Source organism: Ruegeria sp. HKCCD7251 (genome assembly GCF_013031165.1).
Classification (GTDB): Bacteria; Pseudomonadota; Alphaproteobacteria; order Rhodobacterales; family Rhodobacteraceae; genus Ruegeria.
Map to the genome: position 1 here is coordinate 1 of NZ_WPZC01000009.1, position 21605 is coordinate 21605.

Sequence of the window (21605 nt, forward strand, 5' to 3'; positions counted from 1 at the left end):
CAATCGTGCCGATGTTGACGTGCGGTTTTGTACGCTCAAACTTTTCCTTTGCCATTCCTCAGGCGCCCTTTTGCGATTTGGGGGACCCTTGGTCCCGTGGTTACATCTGCGCGCGCGAGATATTTGGTTCGCAGGGGAAAATCAAGCACATCCTGCGTTAAAACCCGTTCATGATGCCGGATTTTGCGTCAGCTCGCCGGAATCGAGAGGTTGTATCAGGTCAGGGCGGCGCTGGAACCAGCCGTTCTCTTCATGTTCTTCGGCCAACCACTCTTCGACTCGGTCCGCAACCTTCAGGGCCAGACCGCTCATCTGTTCTTCTCTGGTGCGTGTATTTCCTGACCCGGTCAGGGCACTTTCACCGGTCGTATCTTCCAGAACCTGAAACTGTTTTCCCTTGGCCAGGAATTCCTTGTTCTTCACGTCGTAGACGTTGACCAAAACAATCGCCGTGCTTTTGGGGTTGTAGATGACCGGAATACCCGGCGGGGCCAGCATGTATCCTTCGAGACTGATACCGATGTCGTATTCCTGCGCGCCGTCATACCGGCCTAGGCGGACATCCACGGCGTTCTGAATCGCTGCTGTCCATTCATCCGGCGTGGCATCGCGGGAAACGGGACCCTGCACAGCCTTTTCAGCAAAGGCGTAGTTCACGCGAAGCTTGAATTCCCCCAGCGACTCGGGCTCTTCGTATAGCTGCGTTTGCGCACATGCGCCCAGCAGGGTCAATCCGATTATCAAGGTTAGAATGCGTAACATGATCTCGTCTCGATAGGCCTGTTTTTCTTTGACTTAGCGCATCAACCGGGCTTGTGCCAAGCTGCATCGACTGAATTTGACTGTCACGGCGGTGCGATCACGAGAATTTATAGTCCCTCGGGAAACCATATGGCGGCTTTTTCCCAACGCTGGCGCGTTTCGCAAGCCACTGGGACATATCGGCCTCATGCCGGGTTTTATCCCCTCCCATGGACCATTTGAGCCCCTCTGCCCAATCAAAGGTCGTGAGGTCCGACAGCCCCCCATCCAGTTCCAGCGTACCCTGCCGTCCGCGCGCCATATTGTATTTTTGCAAACGTACACCTTTGCCGCGCCCCATTTCGGGCAGCTCCTCGACGGGAAACACAAGAAACTTACCGTTCTGGGACACCACGGCCACATGGTCGCCCTCAACTGGCTTGCAGATCATCGCGGTTTCGTCTCCCTTGACGTTCAGCACCTGTTTGCCGTTGCGGGTCTGGGCCAAAACATCATCCTCTGGCACCATGAAACCGTTGCCAGCATCCGAGGCCACCAGCAGCTTGCGCCCCGGCTTATGGATCATGATGTCGATAATCTGCGCCTCGTTCGGCAGATCCACCATCAGGCGCAGCGGCTCGCCCATACCCCGCCCGCCGGGCAGGTTGGCCGCACTGACCGTGTAGAAACGCCCGTTCGACGCAAAAACCAGCAGACGGTCGGTGGTTTCGGCATGGAAGATAAAGCGCGGGCCGTCGCCATCCTTGAACTTGAGCTCACGCTTCAGGTCAATGTGACCCGTCATGGCGCGAATCCACCCCATCTGAGAGCACACAACCGTGATCGGTTCCTTGTCGATCATCGCCTCAAGCGGTACTTCTTCGACATTCCCGGCTTCGGCAAATTGGGTGCGGCGCGCACCACCTTCGTAGTCTTTGCCGAAGGTCTTCTTGGTCTCTTTCAACTGCTCGGCGATCTTGGCCCATTGCAGGGCGGGATCGGCCAGCAGGTCTTCGAGGTTGGCGCGTTCCAGCATCAGCTCATCGCGCTCGCGGACCAGCTCCATCTCTTCCAGACGGCGCAAGCTGCGCAAACGCATGTTGAGGATCGCGTCGACCTGAACCTCGGACAACTCGCCCTCGCCCGGTTTGGGCGAGACATAATCGGACTCATCGGTCGCGCGAACATGGTCGATGCCCCAATCCTCGCGCATCAGCGCGGCTTTGGGGTCGTCGTCGTAGCGGATGATGTCAATCACACGATCAAGGTTCAGGAAGGCAACGATAAAGCCCTCCAAGACCTCCAAACGGTGGTCGATCTTCGCCATGCGGTAACGCGAACGACGCAGCAGAACTTCTTGCCGGTGATCGAGGAAGGCGCGCAGCACCTCTTTCATCGAGCAGACCTTGGGCGTCACGCCGTCGATCAACACGTTCATGTTAAGGCTAAACCGCACCTCAAGGTCCGAATTGCGATAAAGCATTCCCATCAACACCTCGGGGTCCACGTTCTTGGAACGCGGCTCAAGGATCAGACGGATGTCATCGGCAGATTCGTCGCGTACATCGCCGAGGATCGGGATTTTCTTGGTCTGGATCAGTTCCGCGATCTTCTCGATCAGCTTGGATTTCTGAACCTGATAGGGAATCTCGGTGACAACGATCTGCCACTGGCCACGGCCCAGATCTTCAACCTCGAACTTACAGCGCAGGCGGAACGACCCGCGCCCGGTGCGATAGGCCTGCGCGATGTTCTCAGGTGGTTCGACGATCACGCCACCTGTCGGAAAGTCGGGGCCGGGCACGTAGTTCAACAATGTGTCGTCACGCGCATCCGGCGTTTTGATCAGATGCAGGCAGGCATCGCACAGCTCTGAGATATTGTGCGGAGGAATGTTCGTCGCCATCCCCACCGCAATACCGCTAGCGCCATTGGCCAGCAGGTTCGGGAACTGTGCGGGCAGCACGACGGGTTCAGTCAGCGTACCGTCATAGTTGTCGCGGAAATCGACAGCGTCTTCGTTCAGCCCCTCAAGCAGCGCCTCGGCCACGATAGTCATCCGCGCCTCGGTGTACCGCGAGGCGGCCGGGTTATCGCCGTCGATATTGCCGAAATTCCCCTGCCCGTCGACAAGTGGGTAGCGCACGTTGAAGTCCTGCGCCAGACGCGCCATCGCGTCATAAATCGCGGCATCGCCATGGGGGTGGTAGTTGCCCATCACGTCGCCGGAAATCTTGGCCGACTTACGGAATCCCCCCGTCGCGCTGAGTCGCAGCTCACGCATGGCATAAAGGATTCGCCGGTGAACCGGCTTCAGACCATCGCGCGCATCCGGTAAGGCCCGGTGCATGATGGTCGACAAAGCATAAGTCAGATAGCGTTCGCCAATCGCTCGGCGCAGCGGTTCAGCTACCTCGCCCCCGCCATCGGGGGCCTCCATGTTGGGGTCGTCGATCGTGTCGTTCATATATGATGTGATACGACGCAAGCGCGCCGCGGTAAAGCAACCAGCGCGCATTTTGCTGGGGACAAGTGGCGCTTTTTGCAACAGGGGGAGGCAAGCTTAGGATTTCCCCCAATCTTTCGACTCCGATCGTGAATTATGGTAGGCTCTCTTTAATTGAACTGCTGCCTATTTTACCTTTTTCGATTACCGGGGGATGCGCCATGTCGCGCCTTGTTCTTGTTACTTTTGCCGCGCTCGGATGGTGTTTTTACGTCATGAGCGGCGGCCCTGATTTTGAACCGCGCGGACTGCGCACCGCCCAACCCGAGCGCGTGGCCGTTGCGCCCGAACCTGTGCCATTGCAACACACCCGCGCCGAGCAATTGGTGACCAATGTCGCCCTGCGTACGCCAACCGTACGGGTGAAGCCGATCTTGGCGAAAGAAGAGATCGTGGAAATCCTGCCGGAACCTGCCAGCCTTGAGACATTCTCGGGCCTGTCGGCTTTTGCCGATCAAAGCGCCAACATCACCTTGGCGTCCCTCGAAGACGGCATAACCGGGTTGCGCCAGATCGCTGAAACCCAGCCCGAAGAGGTGTTGGAACCATCAGCTTACGAAGAACCACAAAAGGACATCCGCGAGATCTCGGGAACGCGGGTGAACATGCGCGACGGTCCGGGGACGATCTATCCTGTCATCGGCAAAGCATCCATCGGCCAAAAGGTTGAAGTCCTCAGCGATTCAGGCACCGGCTGGCTAAGGTTGCGCGTGTTGCCCGAGCAACAGGTCGGATGGATTTCCGCATCTCTGGTCAGAAAAACCGCAGATTGACGCGGCGCTGACATTGTCCTGCCCCCTGCCCCGCCATAGCTTTGGTGCAAGGCGAGAGGCAGGAAGACCATGCAGAAGACAATTCTTATCACCGGCTGCTCTTCGGGGATTGGGCTGGACGCGGCGCATGGTATGCGGGCGCGCGGCTGGCGTGTATTTGCCTCATGTCGGCAGCAACGTGACTGCGACCGTCTGAGGGCGCAGGGTTTCGAAAGCCCCCGTATCGACTATACCGACAGTGACAGCATCACGTCCGGCCTGCAGGATGTTCTGGATAAGACAGGCGGCACGCTCGACGCATTGTTCAATAATGGCGCGCATGGTCTTCCCGGTGCGGTGGAAGACCTGCCAACAGATGGCCTGCGCGCGATCTTTGAGGCCAATTTCTTTGGCTGGCACGACCTCACGCGGCAGGTCATCCCCGTCATGCGCGCGCAGGGGCACGGGCGAATCGTTCAAAACTCGTCTGTTCTCGGTCTGGTCGCATATCCTTGGCGGGGCGCTTATGTGGCAACCAAATATGCGGTCGAAGGATTGACCGACACATTGCGGTTGGAGCTAGCCGACACAGACATCAAGGTTATCCTGATCGAACCCGGCCCTATCACCTCCAAAATCCGCGAAAACTCGATCCCGGTTTTCGAGCGTTTCATCAATTGGCAAGACTCGGCCCTGCGCGACCGATACGAAGCCTCGTTGTTGAAAAGACTGTACGAATCCTCAGGGCCCGACCGGTTCGAGCTGCCGGCATCGGCGGTGACCGACAAGCTGGCACATGCCGTGGAATCCAAACGCCCGCGCGCCCGCTACTATGTCACCACGCCGACCTATATCGCCGGGTGGCTGCGACGGATCCTGCCCACGCGCACAATCGACCGCATCCTGTCGGACGTCTGAGGCGAAATTACCCGTTCGCTTTTTGCACGTCAGAGGCTAGATGATAGCCCAACGAAACAAGTAACGCGGACGGTGTACTCATGGACCTTCTGATGGTCGTTCTACTGTTGGCCATGGCTGCTGTTGTTGTGGTGCTGGCGATAGGCATCTCGAATTTCGGCAAAAGCGGCAAGGAAGCCGCAATGAAAAGCAACAAGATGATGCGACTTCGCATCCTGTTTCAATTCATTGCCGTGGTTTTGATCGTGCTCTACGTCTGGCTCCGTGGGCAGGGGGTTCAATAGATGGTCGTTCTCAACAAAATCTACACGCGCACCGGCGATGACGGAAAAACCGCGTTGGGTAATGGCGAACGCGTCGCGAAATATTCGGGCCGCGTGGCCGCCTATGGCACAGTGGATGAGCTGAATTCCTTTGTCGGCGTCGCCCGCACCGAGGCCGAAGGCGAAGTTGAGGCTGCGCTGTCGCGTATCCAGAACGACCTGTTCGATCTGGGCGCTGATTTCTGCCGCCCCGACATGGAAAAAGACGCCGAGGCGGATTATCCCCCCCTGCGAATCGTACCCGCTCAAATTGACCGCCTCGAGGCTGAAATTGACGTGATGAACGAAACACTTGAGCCGTTGCGCAGTTTCATCCTGCCGGGTGGCTCACGCCTGGCGGCTCATCTGCATGTCTGCCGCACCGTGTCCCGCAGGGCTGAACGACTGGCGGTTGAGCTGACGAATATGGAGCCCGTCAACGAGGTCGCAGTGAAATACCTCAACCGTCTCAGCGACTGGTTCTTCGTTGCTGCCCGCTGCGCCAATGAAAACGGCACGCGGGACGTGTTGTGGGTTCCGGGCGCGAACCGCTGAATGCGGCACAGTGTCTTGGTGACAATGGCCGGGCCAGAAGAGAGGGCCCAGCCACTGAACCCCTTAATGACGCAGCAATAATATTGCGCGCCGTAGCGTCAAAAAATACGAAACGCGACGTCCCAAGACCATGACGTGACGATTTTGCTCTGTTGCCATTCGAATTGAAACGCTATTCAGACCCCCGAGAGCATTGGTGGAGTCGCTTCGCGGCTTACCGGATTTGTAAGGAGAAAGCGCAAAATGAAGGTACTCGTGCCTGTCAAACGCGTGATTGACTATAATGTGAAGGTCCGCGTGAAAGCGGACGGTAGCGGTGTCGATCTCGCCAATGTCAAAATGTCGATGAACCCGTTCGACGAGATTGCCGTGGAAGAGGCGATCCGCCTGAAAGAAGCGGGCAAGGCCGACGAAGTCGTTGCCGTTTCGATCGGCGTCAAGCAGGCGCAGGAAACGCTGCGCACCGCTCTGGCCATGGGCGCTGACCGCGCCATTCTGGTTGTAGCAGCCGATGACGTTCATCAGGATATCGAGCCTCTGGCCGTTGCGAAAATCCTAGCCAAAGTGGTCGAGGAAGAGCAGCCCGGTCTGGTTCTGGCGGGCAAACAGTCGATCGACAACGACATGAACGCCACCGGTCAGATGCTGTCGGCCCTGCTGGGCTGGAGCCAAGGCACCTTCGCGTCCGAAGTAGACATCGAAGGCGACACCGCCAAGATCACCCGTGAGGTTGACGGCGGCCTGCAGACCATCAGCGTCAAGATGCCGACCATCGTGACCGTTGACCTGCGCCTGAACGAGCCGCGCTATGCGTCGCTGCCCAACATCATGAAGGCGAAGAAAAAGCCGCTGGACGAGAAAACTGCCGCCGATTACGGCGTCGACGTCTCGCCCCGTCTGGAAATCGTCAAAACCGAAGAGCCGCCGGCACGTGCCGCTGGTATCGTCGTAGGCTCGGTTGACGAGCTGGTTGCGAAACTCAAAGAAGCGGGGGCTGTGTAATGGCTGTTCTTCTTCTCGCCGAAGTCAACAATGGTGAACTGGCGCTGGACGCCACCGCCAAAGCCGTCAATGCCGCGAAGGCACTGGGCGACGTGACCGTTCTGGCCGCAGGTGGCTCTGCCGCTGCTGCAGGTGAAGCCGCTGCGAAGATCGACGGCGTTTCCAAGGTTCTGGTCGCTGAAGACGAGTCGCTGGGTCACCGCCTGGCGGAGTCGACTGCGGCCCTGATTGCTGGTCTGGCCGACGGATACGAGCATATCGTTGCCCCCGCCACCACCGATGCCAAGAACGTGATGCCGCGCATTGCGGCGCTGCTGGACGTGATGGTGATCTCGGATGCGTCCGGCGTGGTTGACGGCTCGACCTTCGAGCGTCCTATCTATGCGGGCAACGCGATCCAGACCGTCAAGTCGAACGACGCTAAGAAAGTCGTCACCTTCCGCACCGCGTCCTTTGACGCGGCGGGCGAAGGCGGTTCGGCTGCGGTTGAGACCATCTCGGTCGGTGCTGACGCTGGTCTGTCCTCGTGGGTTGAAGACAAGGTTGCCGAAAGCGATCGCCCCGAGCTGACCTCGGCTGGCGTTGTTGTTTCGGGCGGCCGTGGTGTCGGCTCGGAAGAAGACTTCAAACTGATCGAAACCCTGGCCGACAAGCTGGGCGCCGCTGTTGGCGCGTCGCGCGCCGCCGTGGACTCGGGCTATGCTCCGAACGACTGGCAGGTGGGTCAGACCGGTAAGGTTGTTGCACCGGACCTGTATGTCGCTGTCGGCATCTCGGGCGCGATCCAGCACTTGGCGGGCATGAAGGACTCAAAGGTCATCGTTGCGATCAACAAAGACGAAGAAGCGCCGATCTTCCAGGTTGCTGACTTTGGTCTGGTTGCCGACCTGTTCCAGGCGGTGCCGGAACTGACCGAGAAACTCGGCTAAGCCCACGCTTCGCTTTGAATAAAAGGCCCGCCAAACGGCGGGCCTTTTTTCATTGTAGGTCCCGAATACGACGCGAAAGGGTCTCGGCAATTTTCCTATGTGCAGCCGGGCCGATCATGTGCTCGGCCATCGGCTGCTGCAATGTTCCAAACAACATATCTTCCAATTCTTCAGATTGGCCAGAAACGTTAACGAACAGGTCCACAACATCAAGACAATAGGGGCGGACAGCCCCTAGCATTTCTGCAGAAACAGGAACCTGGGCATCTGTACCAAATTCACATTCATCGGACTGCCGCCGGACATCCAGGTTCAAGAGGATCACAGGTGCTTTCAGAGAGTTAAACAGTTCTCGCAGCAACCCGACCCAATTCTTACGCAAGTCTTCAGCAACCACCTCAAACCGCGCGTCCTGATGTCCCTTCAACAGCGACACAAGGTGATGCACGAAATGCACGTCCGTGAAGTCGATCTCAGGGTAAAGCGAAAACAAATCCTCGGTTGGTGCGAGGAACCGGTCATTTCGCCGGGGATGCACTTTGTAAAAACGGTTTGATTGCCCCAGAATGTCCGGAGCCTGCAGGACACACATCTCTGCACCGCTTAGCAAAGATCGCAGGCCAGTGTCCCGCAACAGCGCGTCCACGCCACAGAAAAGGCTGCCCAAGTTCAGGCACCTGCGGTCTAGTTTTCCCTCGAGAATCGAGGGAAAAGGACGTTCGACAAAGCGCCCAAAGGTTTCGGTCCCGCCGACACATGCCATGTAAGGCGTATCCAAAGATCGCTGCGGCCCACGAAACCATAACCGCGATCCATCATATTGGCACACGGCATCCTCGGGTCCCCCCGAGCCTGTTTGACGATAGCTCATACCACTCACCCATTTTTCACCCGGGTGCCATCATGCAGCCGGAAATCTTGAGAATTTCCTAATGTGCGCATTTGAAGCAAAATCCAGATGCTTGATCCTCTTGCCGCCTGCCCCAAACTGCCGATACTGTCGCCATAACCCGTGGCACAAAGGCACCTGAATATGGATGTAAAATCGGTCGGAGTGATTGGCGCAGGTCAGATGGGGAACGGCATTGCCCATGTTCTTGCCCTGGCCGATTACGACGTTTTGCTGAATGACGTCAGCGAAAACGCACTTAACAGCGCAATAACAACGATCGAAGGGAATATGGCGCGACAAGCATCGCGTGGAAAAATCTCGGACGACGCAATGCAGGCCGCGCTGAAGCGCATCAAGACCACGCTTGAATTGCCCGAGCTGGGCCAGACCGACCTTGTGATCGAGGCCGCCACAGAACGCGAGGCGATCAAACAGGCGATCTTCGAAGATCTTCAGCCGCATTTGCAGCCACATACGATCCTGACATCAAACACGTCGTCGATTTCCATTACGCGGCTGGCAAGCAGAACAGACCGACCCGAACGCTTTATGGGGTTCCACTTCATGAACCCGGTTCCGGTCATGCAGTTGGTTGAGTTGATTCGAGGAATTGCCACCGACGAAGAGACATTCAGCGCCTGCAAAACCGTCGTGGACCGGCTTGGTAAAACTGCAGCCAGCGCCGAGGACTTCCCGGCCTTTATCGTGAACCGCATTCTGATGCCGATGATAAACGAAGCTGTTTATACCCTGTATGAGGGCGTCGGGAATGTTCAATCCATCGACCAATCAATGAAACTGGGCGCAAACCATCCGATGGGTCCGCTTGAGCTGGCGGATTTCATCGGTTTGGACACGTGCCTGGCGATCATGAATGTCCTTCATGACGGATTGGCCGACACCAAATACCGCCCGTGCCCTTTGTTGACTAAATATGTCGAGGCCGGGTGGTTAGGACGCAAGACACAGCGCGGTTTTTATGACTATAGAGGCGAAGTGCCTGTCCCGACCCGGTAAAGGGGGCCAGCCCCCTCGCCCGGATTTCATCCGGCCTCACCCCCGGGATATTTTTGGCCAGATGAAGAGACGGATCAGGGTTTAAGCGACTCACCAAGTCCCAATGTGTGCTTGCGGAGCCAAGCCATGAAGCCGCGTGGGTCGCGCTCGAGCAGTTGCATGTCTTCTTCTGAGATCGGATCACCGATTACCGGTGACTGAGGTTTGTTGCAGGACCGAACGATCTCGTGCAGCAACAGGCCTTGGCGCAGAATCGCGGACATTTTGTTGGCGATCTGGTATGCCCGCGAGTTTCTGCCGGGAAAGAAGATAGGAACGACTTGCGCGCCCGATCGGCGAATCATCTTGGCCGTAAACACGTTCCACTCGCGCTCGATCGCGGGGCCGAACCAGTCATCAGACGACATCACCACGCCAGACGGAAACAAGGCGACCACTCCGCCATTTTTCAGGTGCTCCATCGCCTTGCCGCGCATTTCAAGCATTTTGGCCTGTGCTTCCGGATCATGTGGGAAGGGGACAGGGATCATGAACGACGTCGCGGCCTCGTCCAGACCAGTCAGAACAGAGCGGGTCAGGATACGATAGTCACTGCGCACCTGCCCGATCAGTTCGGCCAGAATCATGCCGTCGACCATTCCGTGGGGGTGATTGGCAACCACGACAACCGGGCCGGTTTTCGGGATGCGGGCAATCTGTTCCTGAGGCGTGGTCAGGTTGATACCCATAACCTCAAGCGCGCCGCCCCAGAACCGTTGGCCGCGATAGTATTCGTTCTTCTTCTCGAATTTGTTGACCATACGCAAAATGGTCAGCTTGCCCGTACACCATTCGATGGCGCGGATAGCTGTTGAAGTCCAGGCATCGTCGAAAGAGTTTGCGTAGGTCAGGGTTCTACGATCGTAGATTTCGCCCTGGTCCTCGGTCCCATCCACAACCGGGCCTGTCTTGGTCTCGTGCGTCGTTTCCGCCAATTCCTGGTCTTCCCGTTCTTGATGTCGCAGCAGGCGCCGTCAGAACCCTTCCCCGAACTTGTCGTTCACCAAGGTTTCCAGCGCATCAGCCAACGCCTCAGCATCCGGTCCGGACGTCTCGACGTCAATAGTCGTTCCGCGCGATGCTGCCAACATCAAAAGACCCATTATGCTGTCACCTGACGCAGAAAGCCCGTCTTTTGACACTTCGGCCTGGGCGTCGAAACCTTCGACCACCTCAACCAGCTTTGCCGAGGCACGGGCGTGCAAGCCCTTTTCATTGATTATTTTCAAGCTTCGGTTCGTCATTCTTAATCAATCCGGTCTTCGTCCAACGTCACATTTTGCGCATTGATATACTTGCGTCCAGCCTCCATCGCCTGCCGCACGGCGTCGCCGATTGGCAAGTGGCGGGATTTGGCCAGTTTAATCAACATAGGCAGATTTGCACCGTAAAGGATACGTCGATCCTGCGGGGCGCAGGCGCGCAAGCTTAGGTTCGATGGGCTGCCACCAAACAGATCGGTTACAACGACAACACCGTCACCCACATCTACACTGTCTGCGGCGACACAGATTTCATTCTGCTTGGCATCGCGATCGTGATCCGCTTCGATCGAGATCGCGGCCAAGCCGGGCTGTTTTCCGACCACATGCTGCATTGCGGCCAGGTACTCCTGAGCCAACCCACCATGTGCAACAAGTACGATCCCGATCAATCCGACCTCACATTCAACGATCGACGTTCCATTTCGCGGTGCCTAATTGCCACTTGCTGCCCCTGCTCTGCAAGGGCCTTTGCGACCGCCTCGGCGGTAGCAACGGATCTGTGCTGTCCTCCGGTGCACCCAAAGGCCACCGAAAGGTGCGCTTTGCCTTCGGCGCGATAGGCCGGCAACAGGAGTTCAAGCAAATCGACAACACGGTCAAAAAACGGTGCATAGTTCGCGTCAGACTGAACATAGCGCGCCACATCCGGGTTTCGACCATCTTCGGCGCGAAGTTCCGGGCGCCAGTACGGATTGGCGAGAAACCGGCAGTCAAACACCATATCCAATCCACGCGGCAAACCGCGCTTATACGAAAAGGACTCGATAGATACCGCCAGATGGCGTCCACCTTGCGGCGCGAACCAGCGCTCGACCTCTTCGCGCAACTGGTGAACGTTCAGCGGGCTGGTGTCGATCAACGTGTCCGCAATCTCACGGATCGGGGCGAGTAGTTCTTTTTCCTGCCTAACGCCGGTTTCGGGGCTTGAATCTGACGCGACAGGGTGGCGTCGTCGGGTTTCGGAAAAGCGGCGCACCAAGACTTCGTCGTCGCAGTCGAGATACAGGGTTGAAATGTCGACATGGTCCATGCGTTGAACTTTGGCGATCAGTTCAATGAACCCGATCGTCGAGAAATCGCGGTTCCGCGCGTCTATTCCCAACGCCATGGGACGGTCGGTTGCGGGTCCTTCAAGCAGGCGCAGCAAGAGCCCCATCGGAAGGTTGTCGATAGCCTCAAAACCAAGGTCTTCGAGAACGCGGATCGCCGTTGATCTGCCAGCGCCCGAAGGTCCCGTTACCAGAACGATGCGCCGCTGAGTTGTCATGTGCTGGGCCATTCAGGGTCTACACGCGCCATTTTAAGTAATTGCATCAAAGCTGATGCCAAATTGGGGACACCCGCGCCGCGTAGCAAGGGAACAGTTTGCCTCAGGGCACGGATTTCCGTTACGTCTGGCAAGCGGGCTGTCTCTGTTTGGTCCAGATCAACAACATAGCTCAGGTTTACTGGCCCGACCGATTGCGCACGCAACAAGCCGACGCCGCGCGCCTCAATCAATCCTTGGATCTCTGGGGGAGCATCGATCAGGACCTTTTCAGCTTCCATGGTCAAAACAACCCTGTCATCTGCAACCAACCCTGCCCCCAAAGCCATCATCTGCAGCGCAAGGGCCGATTTTCCTGCCCCAGCGGTACCAAGGATCAACAGACCCCGCCCGTCGAGGGCAACACATGTGGCATGTATAATGGCAGTGTTCTGATGCGCGACGTCTGCGAGGGCCCGACCGCTCATGACTACACGGGCAGACCCACGACAAAGCGCGCACCAAGTGGATCGGACGTGACGTCGGCCTCTGTCGGGCGAATGTTTTCGGCCCAGATCACACCGCCATGCGCCTCGACTATCTGTTTTGAGATCGCAAGCCCAAGGCCAGAGTTATTGCCGAAATGTTCCACCGGGCGCTGTGAATAGAAGCGTTTGAAAACCTTGGTCAGCGCCTGTTCCGGAATGCCGGGCCCGGTGTCTTCGACGACGATCAGAACGCGGTTTTCACGGCGACGCACCCAAACGCGAATGGCATCACCGCTTTCGCAGAACGAGATCGCATTTGTGATCAGGTTGACGAACACCTGCGCCAAGCGCGCCTCAAGCCCGTTTATTTCGATCGGCTGAGACGGCAGATCGGTGATGTAATCCACGCCTTTGCTCCGCGCCTCTTCTCCCAGATACTGGCTGATATTGCCTAGCAGTTTCAGCAGATCGAAGAGTTGTTCTTCTTCTTTGACCAGTTCCGCATCCAGGCGTGACGCGTTCGATATATCGCTGACCAGACGGTCCAACCGCCGGACATCATGTTCAATCACGCTCAACAGTTTTTCACGCTGATCTTCCCGTTTGACCATGCGCAGCGTACCAACGGCGGATTGCAGGCTGGCCAAGGGGTTCTTGATTTCATGCGAAACATCGGCGGCGAACTGTTCGTTCGAATCGATCCGGTTGTATAGCGCGTTCACCATGCCCCGCAGCGCCCGACTGAGGCGACCGATTTCATCGGGGCGTGCACTCAGGTCGGGAATGCGAATTCGTCCCGGATTTACCCCCGCGCCGCGGTCTTTGCCCGACTCGGCGGCGGCGGCCAAGTCCGCCAAAGGGTTCGCAATTGTCGACGCCAGAACAAGGCTCAGGCCGATTGAAACCAAAAGCGCAACCACGAACATCTGCAAAATGCGCTCTTGCTCGCGCCGGGCCAACGCGTCGATTTCACCGGCAGGTCCGGCCATCGCAACAGCGCCGACAGGCGACCCCTCTAATGAAATGGGCGAGGCGGCAACGATTACTGTTTCGCCTGCTGCATCTTTTACGGCCTGCACCTGCATCTGTCCTTGCAGCGCGGTCGGGATCAGGGACTGCACGCGCTGTGCAAGCGTCGGTGCCTCATCCGGGTTGGCGTTGGTGAATATCTTGGACAGGCCTTTCCAGACGGCGTTCAGCGCATCGCTGATCAGGGTGCTGCCGGTCTGAACTTCGGCTTCTGACCTTAGAAGAATGGGCATGGGAGCGCTTGTTGCCCCCCCCCGGGTCCAGCCGATCAGAGTTCCAGCCGCATCGTAAACAAAAACTTCGCCGCCGACCGGAAGGCTCAACCCGGCAAGAGTGTCCTTAACATCAAGCTCGGCCGTGCTAAGAGAATGAGCGGCAGAATTCTGGCGCAACTGCGCTTCGAACACGTTGCTGACCAACTGGGCGTCGCCCATCAGATTGCTCGCGGTCTGCTTTACCTGTTCGTCCCGTGAGTCATCCAGATAGAGCAGTCCGGTGACCAGAATAACCAGAGCAATCAGGTTAAAGGTGATGATTTTGCGGGCCAGCGGCGACCCGCGCAGCGAAAATAGGTTCCGACTGCGGCGCGATGCCCCCAGTTCGGCCGAGTCAGGATCCTGAGGGATGACCCAGTCATCGCCCAGAACCACATCGCCGTCCCGCAATTCGCTGGCTTGTTCCGTATCGCGCACGAGACCCAACTACCCTTTGTTAAGCGGTCAATCTTATTCTTCGTTGTACCGGTAGCCTATCCCGTACAGAGTTTCGATGGCCGAAAACTCTGAATCAGCGACGCGCATTTTCTTGCGCAGACGCTTGATATGGCTGTCAATCGTACGGTCGTCTACATACACCTGATCGTCGTAAGCGACGTCCATCAGTTGATCACGGCTTTTGACAAAACCGGGGCGTTGCGCAAGGGCTTGCAACAACAAGAATTCAGTCACCGTCAGGGATACGTCCGTACCTTTCCAACTGACCGCGTGACGCAGCGGGTCCATCCGCAGCTCACCCCGTTCCATGACCTTGGCATCGCCCGTGCTGGCCGTTGCAACATCACCCGAAGTCGCTTCCTGCCGCCGCAGCAGCGCGCGAATACGTTCGACCAACAGACGCTGCGAGAAGGGTTTCTTGACGTAGTCGTCAGCCCCCATGCGCAGGCCGAGCACTTCGTCGATTTCGTCATCTTTCGAGGTCAGAAAGATCACCGGCATCTGGGTTTTCTGCCGCAGGCGCTGCAACAAATCCATGCCGTCCATGCGCGGCATCTTGATATCCAGAACGGCCATGTCCGGCAGTTTCTTGTTAAATGCGTCCAACGCAGCCTGTCCGTCGTTGTACGTTTCGACCTCGAAGCCTTCGGCCTCAAGCGTCATGGACACGGACGTCAGAATGTTTCTGTCGTCGTCCACCAGTGCAATCTTTGACATCGGGTTTGCCCCTATTCCTGCTCACTCATGCTTTATATCGTTATTAGTAAGGCATTTCTGGCGTTTTTAAGGCCGCGAATCAATCCGTATCTGCGAATCGTGCGTTTGTTGTCACACAGTTGCGGCAAAAAAGCCGTTAATGTTGCCGGAAAAGCGCCATGATTTCCGACAGGAAATTTGTGATGGCGCTAAACCTGACCTTGGTTGCGCTAACTGCGCCAAACCGTCCTGTTCATGCCCCAAATGACCGTGATAAGACGCGCCTGTCCGCCGGAACGATCCGGCAATTTGCCCCAAGAGCGCACCCGGCCCAAAGCCTTCGCGCCGCCACAGGAGAAGACACACATGACATCTGGACGGGTTAACCCGCAATTCCGCCTCGAAGATCAGGGCATCGAGGGTCTGGGCAATGTCTATTATAACTTCATGGAACCGGCGCTGATCGAAGAGGCTCTGAAGCGTGAAGAAGGCACTTTGGGCAATGGCGGGGCCTTTCTGGTCACCACCGGCAAGTTCACCGGCCGGTCGCCCAAGGACAAGCATGTCGTCAAGACCGACAGCGTTGCCGATTCAATCTGGTGGGAAAACAACGCGGAAATGAGCCCCGAAGGGTTCGACGCACTGTACGAAGACATGCTGGCCCACATGAAAGGCCGCGACTATTTCGTGCAGGACCTCGTCGGCGGGGCAGACCCGGCCTATTCGATCAATGTGCGCATGGTCACCGAGTTGGCCTGGCACAACCTGTTCATCCGTCACCTGCTGCGCCGTCCCGATCGTGAGGATCTGGACGAGTTCACCGCAGATTTCACTGTCATCAACTGCCCCAGCTTCCAAGCCGACCCGACCAAGCATGGCTGCCGGTCCGAGACCGTGATCGCGATGAACTTCGACCGCAAGCTGATCCTGATCGGCGGCACTGAATATGCGGGCGAGAACAAGAAGTCTGTCTTTACCCTGTTGAACTATATGCTGCCGGAAAAAGGCGTCATGCCGATGCATTGCTCGGCCAACCATGCTGTTGGTAACCCGGTCGACACCGCGGTTTTCTTTGGCCTGTCGGGCACCGGTAAGACCACCCTGTCCGCTGACCCGGCCCGCACCCTGATCGGGGATGACGAACATGGCTGGTCGGATCGCGGCACCTTTAACTTCGAAGGTGGCTGCTATGCTAAGACGATCAGCCTGAACCCCGAGGCCGAGCCGGAAATCTACGCGACCACCAGCAAGTTCGGTACCGTGATCGAGAACATGGTATTCGACCCCGAAACCAAGGAACTGGACTTCGAGGATGACTCGCTGACCGCAAACATGCGCTGCGCCTATCCGTTGGAGTACATCTCGAACGCATCCAGCAGCGCGCTGGGTGGCCATCCCAAGAACATCATCATGCTGACCTGTGATGCGTTTGGCGTGCTGCCTCCGATTGCGCGGCTGACCCCGGCGCAGGCGATGTATCACTTCCTGTCTGGCTTCACGTCAAAGGTTGCCGGGACAGAGCGCGGCATCACCGAGCCTCAGCCGACCTTCTCGACCTGTTTCGGCGCACCGTTCATGCCGCGCCGCCCGGAAGAGTACGGCAACCTGTTGCGGGACAAGATCGCCCAGCACGGCGCGACCTGCTGGCTGGTCAACACCGGTTGGACCGGAGGCGCCTATGGCGTTGGCAGCCGGATGCCCATCCGTGCCACCCGTGCCTTGCTGACCGCTGCTCTGGACGGGTCGCTGCGCGATGCCGAGTTCCGTAAGGACGCCAATTTCGGCTTTGATGTGCCAGTTTCCGTTCCCGGTGTGGCCGAGGTTCTGCTGGATCCGCGCCGCACCTGGGACGATCAGGCCGCCTTTGACAAACAGGCCGAGAAACTGGTGCAAATGTTCGCCGAGAATTTTGAACAGTACTTACCGTTCATCGACGAGGACATAAAAGCTGTCGCAATCGGATAATCAGACAGGGGGCGATTTTCGCCCCCTTTTCTTATTGCGCGACTCACTAAATCGTCATCTCTTCAGGGTTGAATAACGCCAAAAGCGCATACAAATTCGTTGCCCGGATTCGAGGATTACGGTAACGCTAAGTGTCATTGTGACGAAAAAGCCCGGCGCTTTGGCACCGGGCGGAAAGTGAAAAAACCTAGCGGTGGCTTAAGCGTGCACTCACAACACGCGAACTGAGCAACCCAATCGAAAGTAAGTTTAGAAATTAGGGGATGAGTGTCAATACGAGACTTGCTGAATAATCGGCACGTTTCCACCCGCTGAAATTGCACGGCGGATGACACAGGCAAGGAACAGGTAAGACCATGACGGAAATCTCGAAACTGACCGAACTACGTAAGCTGATGCAAAGCATGGAGCGCACGCTGGGGCTTGAACAACTGTCTCCGGTGGAACGCGATATCTATTACGCTGCGGAAGAACTTTCGAAGGCCGATCAGGAAGTTCGCACATTTGGTCTGATCGAACATACACTGGTTCAAAGTGTTTCACGCCCCACATTTTTCCGCGCGCTGAAATCGCTGGTGCAGAAGGGCTATCTTTCGCAAAGTGGCAGCGCGAACCGGGGTCGGTATATCGTTCATGCACCCAGATGATGGCTTCTGCCTGCACGATGGTGGTTGATCGCCGTGCACAAATGGGCCTCTGACACTTTCTACGCTTCGCTGGCTTATGTGGTGGCATCTTTCCTTACGTTTGAGGTTCTGATGCCGCTGCAGAATGTTTTCTTTCCGGAATACCCCAGCCGCGCCAGCCTTTTGTTTCTGCCGCACGGTGTGCGCGTTCTGGCAGCGTGGTTGCTTGGCTGGCGTTCGATCTACGCCTTACTTCCGGGCGTCTTTATTGTGTTCGCGTTTCTTGGTGGCTCTGACGTATTCCTGCCCAGCCGCCTCATGGCTATCGCAATTGCCGTAACCACTGTTCCGGCAGTATTCTACCTTTTGAAATGGGTGGGCTGGGATTTGTTCCCGCGCGCCGACCGCAAACCCTGCTGGTCCTGCATCATGGGGGTCGGTGTCATTACCTCATTCCTTGTCGCCGGGCTGACCAACTTGGCCTTCGGCAGCACGCGCGTTGAATACGTCGCTTATCTTATCGGTGATATCTCGGGCCTGTTCTTCCTTATGCTGGGACTGTATTTCGCATTCCGCATTGCGGATAGCCGCCCCTAACCCAGAATGCCGCGCCGCAGCAGATTCAGTCCGGCAATCAGCAAGACCAGCAACGTGACCTTTCGGAACCGCGCCTGATCAATACGTGATTGCAACTGCAGCCCAACCCACATGCCGATCAGCGCAGGCAAAATCAAAACTGCCGAGAACGGAGCCGTCTGGGCATTGAAGATGCCCGAACCCAGATGCGCCACCAACAAAGCCACGGCACCCAGGCTATAGATCACGCCTTGAACCCGCATCTGTACAGCCTTCGGCGTGTTCAGCGCAGTCAGGTAGAGAACGGTGGGCGGCCCCCAGACCCCTGACAAACCGCCGACAAACCCGGCGATTGATCCGATACTGGCCTCGATCCGGGCTGAGGATTTTTCAAGCGTCAGCTTCAAGCCCAACATCTGAATCAAAGCGAAGAATGTCACCGGAATGCCGATAATCAACACAAACGTCTTTTCCGGGACAATGCTGACCAGTTGCGCGCCCAGAAGCAGGAACACCAATCCGACGCTTAGAAAAACCCGAAATTTCCGGATGGCGTCAATGGCTGCGGGTACCCCCTCTCGAAGCGCCTGAAAGCCATTCGTCACAATTGTCGGCAATATCAGACCGGCAATGGCAAGATTAGGCGACAGGATCATACTTAGCCCGGATACCAACACCATTGGCATCGCAAACCCAACCATGCCTTTGATCCAACCGGCCAAGAAAGCGACGCCGAAGGCAAGCAGCAACTCCTGCGAAGTGAAAGCGGAAAACAACGTCATGGCACTGTGATAGCATCCCTGAAATTCTCTGCATTGCAAAAATGATCAAGCAATTTTTGAACTTTTTCGCAGCGTAATTCGTATTTTTGTTGCGCTGCATGTGCAGCATGGTAAGACCATACGACCCAGAAAAGGACGTGATTCATGGCCCATGACGGACAGGATATGACCCAGATGACAACATCCGCGATTTTGCCCGACCTTCTGACTTTGACCCGCTTTGCGGTGCCCGCTGTCGAAGCAGTGTTTGAACGCGCGCGCGAGTCGGTCCGGGCAATGGTAACCAAGGACGGTCGTGTATCTGGTGCGTTGATCGAAGCCAACCAAACCGCAGCACATGGGCTGGCATGGCTTGCGACGTATCAGCAATCCCTGCAACAAATGCAACGCTGGGCCGAGGCGTTGGACGCCGATGGCAAATTTGGCGAAATCGAACAATTGCTGCACCAGATCGCCTTTGGCGAATATCTGCATCAGGTCGCCGGCGGCATTCCGATGAACCAGGGTGAGGTCGTGCGCCTGCAGGATATGGGCCTTGGCTGGGACGCGCTGTCGGGCTTCCAAAGCTCCGAAGTGCAGACGCTGATGGCGCAGGCGAACTCTCAGGCCGCCCGCACACGTCTGGTGGCCCTGATGGAAGATCAGGCCGGTGCGACCATGTTTGGCGCTTCGGGTTTGGAAGAAGAACTGGAAATGATCCGCGACCAGTTCCGCCGCTACGCACAGGAAAAAGTCGAACCGAACGCTCATGACTGGCATCTCAAGGATGAACTGATCCCGATCGAGATCATCGAGGAACTGGCCGAGATGGGCGTCTTTGGCCTGACCATCCCCGAAGAATTCGGCGGATTTGGCCTGTCCAAAGCCTCGATGTGCGTTGTGTCCGAGGAACTGTCGCGCGGTTATATTGGCGTCGGTTCACTGGGCACGCGGTCCGAGATTGCGGCTGAGTTGATCATCGCAGGCGGCACGGACGAGCAAAAGGCCCAATGGCTTCCCAAAATCGCCAGCGCCGAGATCCTGCCCACGGCTGTTTTCACCGAACCCAACACCGGCTCGGACCTTGGTAGCCTGCGCACACGGGCGACCAAGACCGGGGATGGCGATTACGAAGTCACCGGAAACAAGACATGGATCACCCATGCCGCACGCACCCATGTGATGACCCTGCTGGCCCGCACCAACCCTGACACCACCGACCACCGTGGCCTGTCGATGTTCCTGGCGGAAAAAACGCCGGGCACGGATGAGAACCCCTTCCCCACCGAAGGCATGACCGGCGGTGAGATCGAGGTTCTGGGTTATCGCGGCATGAAAGAATACGAGCTGGGTTTTGACGGCTTCAAAGTCAAAGGTGAAAACCTGCTTGGCGGCGAAGAGGGTAAAGGCTTCAAACAACTGATGGAGACTTTCGAATCCGCCCGCATCCAAACCGCCGCACGGGCCATTGGCGTGGCGCAAAGCGCGCTGGATATCGCCATGCAATACGCGCAGGAACGCAAGCAATTCGGCAAATCGCTGATCAATTTCCCGCGTGTCTCGGGCAAGCTGGCGATGATGGCGGTCGAAATCATGATCGCGCGTCAGTTGACCTATTTCAGCGCATGGGAAAAAGACCACGGCCAGCGCTGCGACCTTGAGGCTGGCATGGCCAAGCTGTTGGGGGCTCGTGTTGCTTGGGCCGCCGCTGATAACGGTTTGCAGATTCATGGCGGCAACGGTTTTGCACTGGAATACAAGATCAGTCGCGTTCTGTGTGACGCACGCATTCTAAACATTTTTGAGGGGGCTGCCGAAATTCAGGCACAAGTGATCGCTCGGCGTCTGCTGGGCTAACCTGATTACGGCAACCCCGTTTCCCCAACTTGACCCGGCGTTCGCGCCGGGTCTTTTTTGTCAGCAGGTGCGTGCGCTTTTGGCTGATCTGTCAGTTCGTTCTATGAATTCACTCAAAACGACGATAGAGCAGCCAAAACGTACAAACAGTTCCAAATGCGAAAATCAGAATGATCCGATCTTTATTGGTACTTTGCGCGACCGTCCTGACCCTTGCGCTTGGCGGCTGCACGACCACGCAACCCAGCGCTGGTCAAGACGACATTGACGCGCTTGCCGCGGCTATCACGGACCTCGACCCGCGTGTCGACCCTGCCGAGGCGCAAAGGGCTGCCCGCATTTCATACACATATTCGCAGCAATTAGCGCGGGACTGGAATGTTACGGACCCGGCGATCATTCACAATGCAAAAGTCATTAACGGGTTTCGGGAACGAGGGTTGTGCAATGACTGGGCCGAAGCCATGTCCACACGCCTGCGGCAGGAAGATTTTCGGACACTGGACGTGCATTGGGCCACGTCACCACCAACATCGTTTCGCATCATCCATCACTCGGCCCTGATCAGCGCTAAAGGTGCCTCGATGTATGACGGTGTCATTCTCGACCCTTGGCGGAACAGTGGGGCGCTTTTCTGGGCCCCTGTGCGCGAAGACACTCGGTATAACTGGCGGCCTCGTAGCGAGGTTCGGGAAGAACTGCTGAACGGCGCGATACCGTATTGATAAGG

The 21605-nt window shown here is 57.2% G+C and carries 24 protein-coding genes; 13 read left to right on the plus strand and 11 right to left on the minus strand.

The window, feature by feature from the left end:
* Positions 1-168: 168 nt before the first annotated feature.
* Together GOX75_RS17440 and parC are read right to left on the minus strand one after the other, a co-directional pair.
* Positions 169-762 carry a hypothetical protein gene (locus GOX75_RS17440; protein WP_171125218.1) on the minus strand — a complete coding sequence of 198 codons (594 nt, stop codon included), beginning with the start codon at positions 760-762 and terminating at the stop codon, positions 169-171.
* Positions 763-859: 97 nt separating this feature from the next.
* On the minus strand, positions 860-3208 hold the full coding sequence (gene parC, locus GOX75_RS17445) for a DNA topoisomerase IV subunit A (protein WP_171125220.1): 2349 nt from the start codon (positions 3206-3208) through the stop codon (positions 860-862).
* Between the two features lie 200 nt (positions 3209-3408).
* Between parC and GOX75_RS17450 the strand changes: the two genes are divergently transcribed.
* The 6 genes from GOX75_RS17450 (at position 3409) to GOX75_RS17475 (ending at position 7705) form a co-directional block, all read left to right on the plus strand.
* Positions 3409-4020 carry an SH3 domain-containing protein gene (locus GOX75_RS17450; RefSeq protein ID WP_254428696.1) on the plus strand — a complete coding sequence of 204 codons (612 nt, stop codon included), beginning with the start codon at positions 3409-3411 and terminating at the stop codon, positions 4018-4020.
* A gap of 69 nt (positions 4021-4089) precedes the next feature.
* Entirely contained in the window at positions 4090-4917 is an 828-nt protein-coding gene (locus GOX75_RS17455; RefSeq protein WP_171125222.1) for an SDR family NAD(P)-dependent oxidoreductase, read from the plus strand.
* Between the two features lie 80 nt (positions 4918-4997).
* Positions 4998-5201 carry a twin transmembrane helix small protein gene (locus tag GOX75_RS17460; protein ID WP_171125224.1) on the plus strand — a complete coding sequence of 68 codons (204 nt, stop codon included), beginning with the start codon at positions 4998-5000 and terminating at the stop codon, positions 5199-5201.
* Entirely contained in the window at positions 5202-5774 is a 573-nt protein-coding gene (locus GOX75_RS17465; protein ID WP_171125226.1) for a cob(I)yrinic acid a,c-diamide adenosyltransferase, read from the plus strand.
* A 243-nt stretch (positions 5775-6017) separates the two neighbouring features.
* Positions 6018-6776, plus strand: coding sequence for an electron transfer flavoprotein subunit beta/FixA family protein (locus GOX75_RS17470; protein WP_170388298.1), 759 nt, complete (start codon positions 6018-6020; stop codon positions 6774-6776).
* Positions 6776-7705: an electron transfer flavoprotein subunit alpha/FixB family protein gene (locus GOX75_RS17475; RefSeq protein ID WP_171125228.1), complete on the plus strand. Its 930-nt coding sequence runs from the start codon at positions 6776-6778 to the stop codon at positions 7703-7705. The genes GOX75_RS17470 and GOX75_RS17475 overlap by 1 nt, the downstream gene beginning before the upstream one ends.
* Positions 7706-7754: 49 nt before the next feature.
* Here GOX75_RS17475 and GOX75_RS17480 read toward each other — a convergent pair whose 3' ends face one another.
* A complete protein-coding gene (locus tag GOX75_RS17480; protein WP_254428695.1) occupies positions 7755-8576 on the minus strand; it encodes a DUF6473 family protein in 822 nt (273 codons plus the stop codon).
* Between the two features lie 162 nt (positions 8577-8738).
* On the opposite strand from GOX75_RS17480, the gene GOX75_RS17485 reads away from it, so the two are divergent.
* Complete coding sequence (locus GOX75_RS17485; RefSeq protein WP_171125230.1) at positions 8739-9614, plus strand: 3-hydroxybutyryl-CoA dehydrogenase; 876 nt, start codon at positions 8739-8741, stop codon at positions 9612-9614.
* Between the two features lie 74 nt (positions 9615-9688).
* Here GOX75_RS17485 and GOX75_RS17490 read toward each other — a convergent pair whose 3' ends face one another.
* From GOX75_RS17490 to GOX75_RS17520, 7 genes are read right to left on the minus strand one after another with little or no spacing between them, the layout of a single operon-like run.
* Positions 9689-10588 carry a lysophospholipid acyltransferase family protein gene (locus GOX75_RS17490; protein WP_171125232.1) on the minus strand — a complete coding sequence of 300 codons (900 nt, stop codon included), beginning with the start codon at positions 10586-10588 and terminating at the stop codon, positions 9689-9691.
* A gap of 39 nt (positions 10589-10627) precedes the next feature.
* Positions 10628-10897 carry an HPr family phosphocarrier protein gene (locus GOX75_RS17495; RefSeq protein ID WP_170428736.1) on the minus strand — a complete coding sequence of 90 codons (270 nt, stop codon included), beginning with the start codon at positions 10895-10897 and terminating at the stop codon, positions 10628-10630.
* A gap of 2 nt (positions 10898-10899) precedes the next feature.
* Positions 10900-11307, minus strand: coding sequence for a PTS sugar transporter subunit IIA (locus tag GOX75_RS17500; RefSeq protein WP_171125234.1), 408 nt, complete (start codon positions 11305-11307; stop codon positions 10900-10902).
* Positions 11304-12185, minus strand: coding sequence for an RNase adapter RapZ (gene rapZ, locus GOX75_RS17505; protein ID WP_171125236.1), 882 nt, complete (start codon positions 12183-12185; stop codon positions 11304-11306). Before rapZ ends, GOX75_RS17500 begins: the two co-directional genes overlap by 4 nt.
* On the minus strand, positions 12182-12652 hold the full coding sequence (locus GOX75_RS17510) for an HPr kinase/phosphorylase (RefSeq protein ID WP_171125238.1): 471 nt from the start codon (positions 12650-12652) through the stop codon (positions 12182-12184). Before GOX75_RS17510 ends, rapZ begins: the two co-directional genes overlap by 4 nt.
* Positions 12653-12654: 2 nt before the next feature.
* Entirely contained in the window at positions 12655-14373 is a 1719-nt protein-coding gene (locus tag GOX75_RS17515) for a sensor histidine kinase (RefSeq protein ID WP_171125240.1), read from the minus strand.
* A 33-nt stretch (positions 14374-14406) separates the two neighbouring features.
* Positions 14407-15111 (minus strand): response regulator transcription factor, encoded by a 705-nt coding sequence (locus GOX75_RS17520; protein WP_171125242.1) that lies wholly within the window; start codon positions 15109-15111, stop codon positions 14407-14409.
* A 182-nt stretch (positions 15112-15293) separates the two neighbouring features.
* On the opposite strand from GOX75_RS17520, the gene GOX75_RS17525 reads away from it, so the two are divergent.
* From GOX75_RS17525 to GOX75_RS17540, 4 genes are all read left to right on the plus strand, one after another.
* Positions 15294-15476, plus strand: a complete 183-nt coding sequence (locus GOX75_RS17525) for a hypothetical protein (RefSeq protein WP_171125244.1) — start codon at positions 15294-15296, stop codon at positions 15474-15476.
* Positions 15457-17055, plus strand: coding sequence for a phosphoenolpyruvate carboxykinase (locus GOX75_RS17530; protein WP_171125246.1), 1599 nt, complete (start codon positions 15457-15459; stop codon positions 17053-17055). Before GOX75_RS17525 ends, GOX75_RS17530 begins: the two co-directional genes overlap by 20 nt.
* A 356-nt stretch (positions 17056-17411) precedes the next feature.
* Positions 17412-17702, plus strand: coding sequence for a hypothetical protein (locus GOX75_RS17535; RefSeq protein WP_171125248.1), 291 nt, complete (start codon positions 17412-17414; stop codon positions 17700-17702).
* Between the two features lie 33 nt (positions 17703-17735).
* Positions 17736-18278, plus strand: coding sequence for a hypothetical protein (locus GOX75_RS17540; RefSeq protein ID WP_371808139.1), 543 nt, complete (start codon positions 17736-17738; stop codon positions 18276-18278).
* Here GOX75_RS17540 and GOX75_RS17545 read toward each other — a convergent pair.
* On the minus strand, positions 18275-19039 hold the full coding sequence (locus GOX75_RS17545) for a sulfite exporter TauE/SafE family protein (RefSeq protein WP_171125250.1): 765 nt from the start codon (positions 19037-19039) through the stop codon (positions 18275-18277). The genes GOX75_RS17540 and GOX75_RS17545 overlap by 4 nt on opposite strands.
* Positions 19040-19183: 144 nt before the next feature.
* Between GOX75_RS17545 and GOX75_RS17550 the strand changes: the two genes are divergently transcribed.
* Entirely contained in the window at positions 19184-20875 is a 1692-nt protein-coding gene (locus tag GOX75_RS17550) for an acyl-CoA dehydrogenase family protein (RefSeq protein ID WP_171125252.1), read from the plus strand.
* A gap of 170 nt (positions 20876-21045) precedes the next feature.
* A complete protein-coding gene (locus tag GOX75_RS17555) occupies positions 21046-21600 on the plus strand; it encodes a hypothetical protein (RefSeq protein WP_171125254.1) in 555 nt (184 codons plus the stop codon).
* Positions 21601-21605: the final 5 nt, after the last annotated feature.

Coding starts and splice junctions, on each gene's coding strand:
- GOX75_RS17440 (WP_171125218.1), bottom strand. CDS start 762: ATGTTACGCATTCTAACCTTGATAATCGGATTGACCCTGCTGGGCGCA.
- parC (WP_171125220.1), bottom strand. CDS start 3,208: ATGAACGACACGATCGACGACCCCAACATGGAGGCCCCCGATGGCGGG.
- GOX75_RS17450 (WP_254428696.1), top strand. CDS start 3,409: ATGTCGCGCCTTGTTCTTGTTACTTTTGCCGCGCTCGGATGGTGTTTT.
- GOX75_RS17455 (WP_171125222.1), top strand. CDS start 4,090: ATGCAGAAGACAATTCTTATCACCGGCTGCTCTTCGGGGATTGGGCTG.
- GOX75_RS17460 (WP_171125224.1), top strand. CDS start 4,998: ATGGACCTTCTGATGGTCGTTCTACTGTTGGCCATGGCTGCTGTTGTT.
- GOX75_RS17465 (WP_171125226.1), top strand. CDS start 5,202: ATGGTCGTTCTCAACAAAATCTACACGCGCACCGGCGATGACGGAAAA.
- GOX75_RS17470 (WP_170388298.1), top strand. CDS start 6,018: ATGAAGGTACTCGTGCCTGTCAAACGCGTGATTGACTATAATGTGAAG.
- GOX75_RS17475 (WP_171125228.1), top strand. CDS start 6,776: ATGGCTGTTCTTCTTCTCGCCGAAGTCAACAATGGTGAACTGGCGCTG.
- GOX75_RS17480 (WP_254428695.1), bottom strand. CDS start 8,576: ATGAGCTATCGTCAAACAGGCTCGGGGGGACCCGAGGATGCCGTGTGC.
- GOX75_RS17485 (WP_171125230.1), top strand. CDS start 8,739: ATGGATGTAAAATCGGTCGGAGTGATTGGCGCAGGTCAGATGGGGAAC.
- GOX75_RS17495 (WP_170428736.1), bottom strand. CDS start 10,897: ATGACGAACCGAAGCTTGAAAATAATCAATGAAAAGGGCTTGCACGCC.
- rapZ (WP_171125236.1), bottom strand. CDS start 12,185: ATGACAACTCAGCGGCGCATCGTTCTGGTAACGGGACCTTCGGGCGCT.
- GOX75_RS17510 (WP_171125238.1), bottom strand. CDS start 12,652: ATGAGCGGTCGGGCCCTCGCAGACGTCGCGCATCAGAACACTGCCATT.
- GOX75_RS17520 (WP_171125242.1), bottom strand. CDS start 15,111: ATGTCAAAGATTGCACTGGTGGACGACGACAGAAACATTCTGACGTCC.
- GOX75_RS17525 (WP_171125244.1), top strand. CDS start 15,294: ATGGCGCTAAACCTGACCTTGGTTGCGCTAACTGCGCCAAACCGTCCT.
- GOX75_RS17530 (WP_171125246.1), top strand. CDS start 15,457: ATGACATCTGGACGGGTTAACCCGCAATTCCGCCTCGAAGATCAGGGC.
- GOX75_RS17535 (WP_171125248.1), top strand. CDS start 17,412: ATGACGGAAATCTCGAAACTGACCGAACTACGTAAGCTGATGCAAAGC.
- GOX75_RS17545 (WP_171125250.1), bottom strand. CDS start 19,039: ATGACGTTGTTTTCCGCTTTCACTTCGCAGGAGTTGCTGCTTGCCTTC.
- GOX75_RS17550 (WP_171125252.1), top strand. CDS start 19,184: ATGGCCCATGACGGACAGGATATGACCCAGATGACAACATCCGCGATT.
- GOX75_RS17555 (WP_171125254.1), top strand. CDS start 21,046: ATGATCCGATCTTTATTGGTACTTTGCGCGACCGTCCTGACCCTTGCG.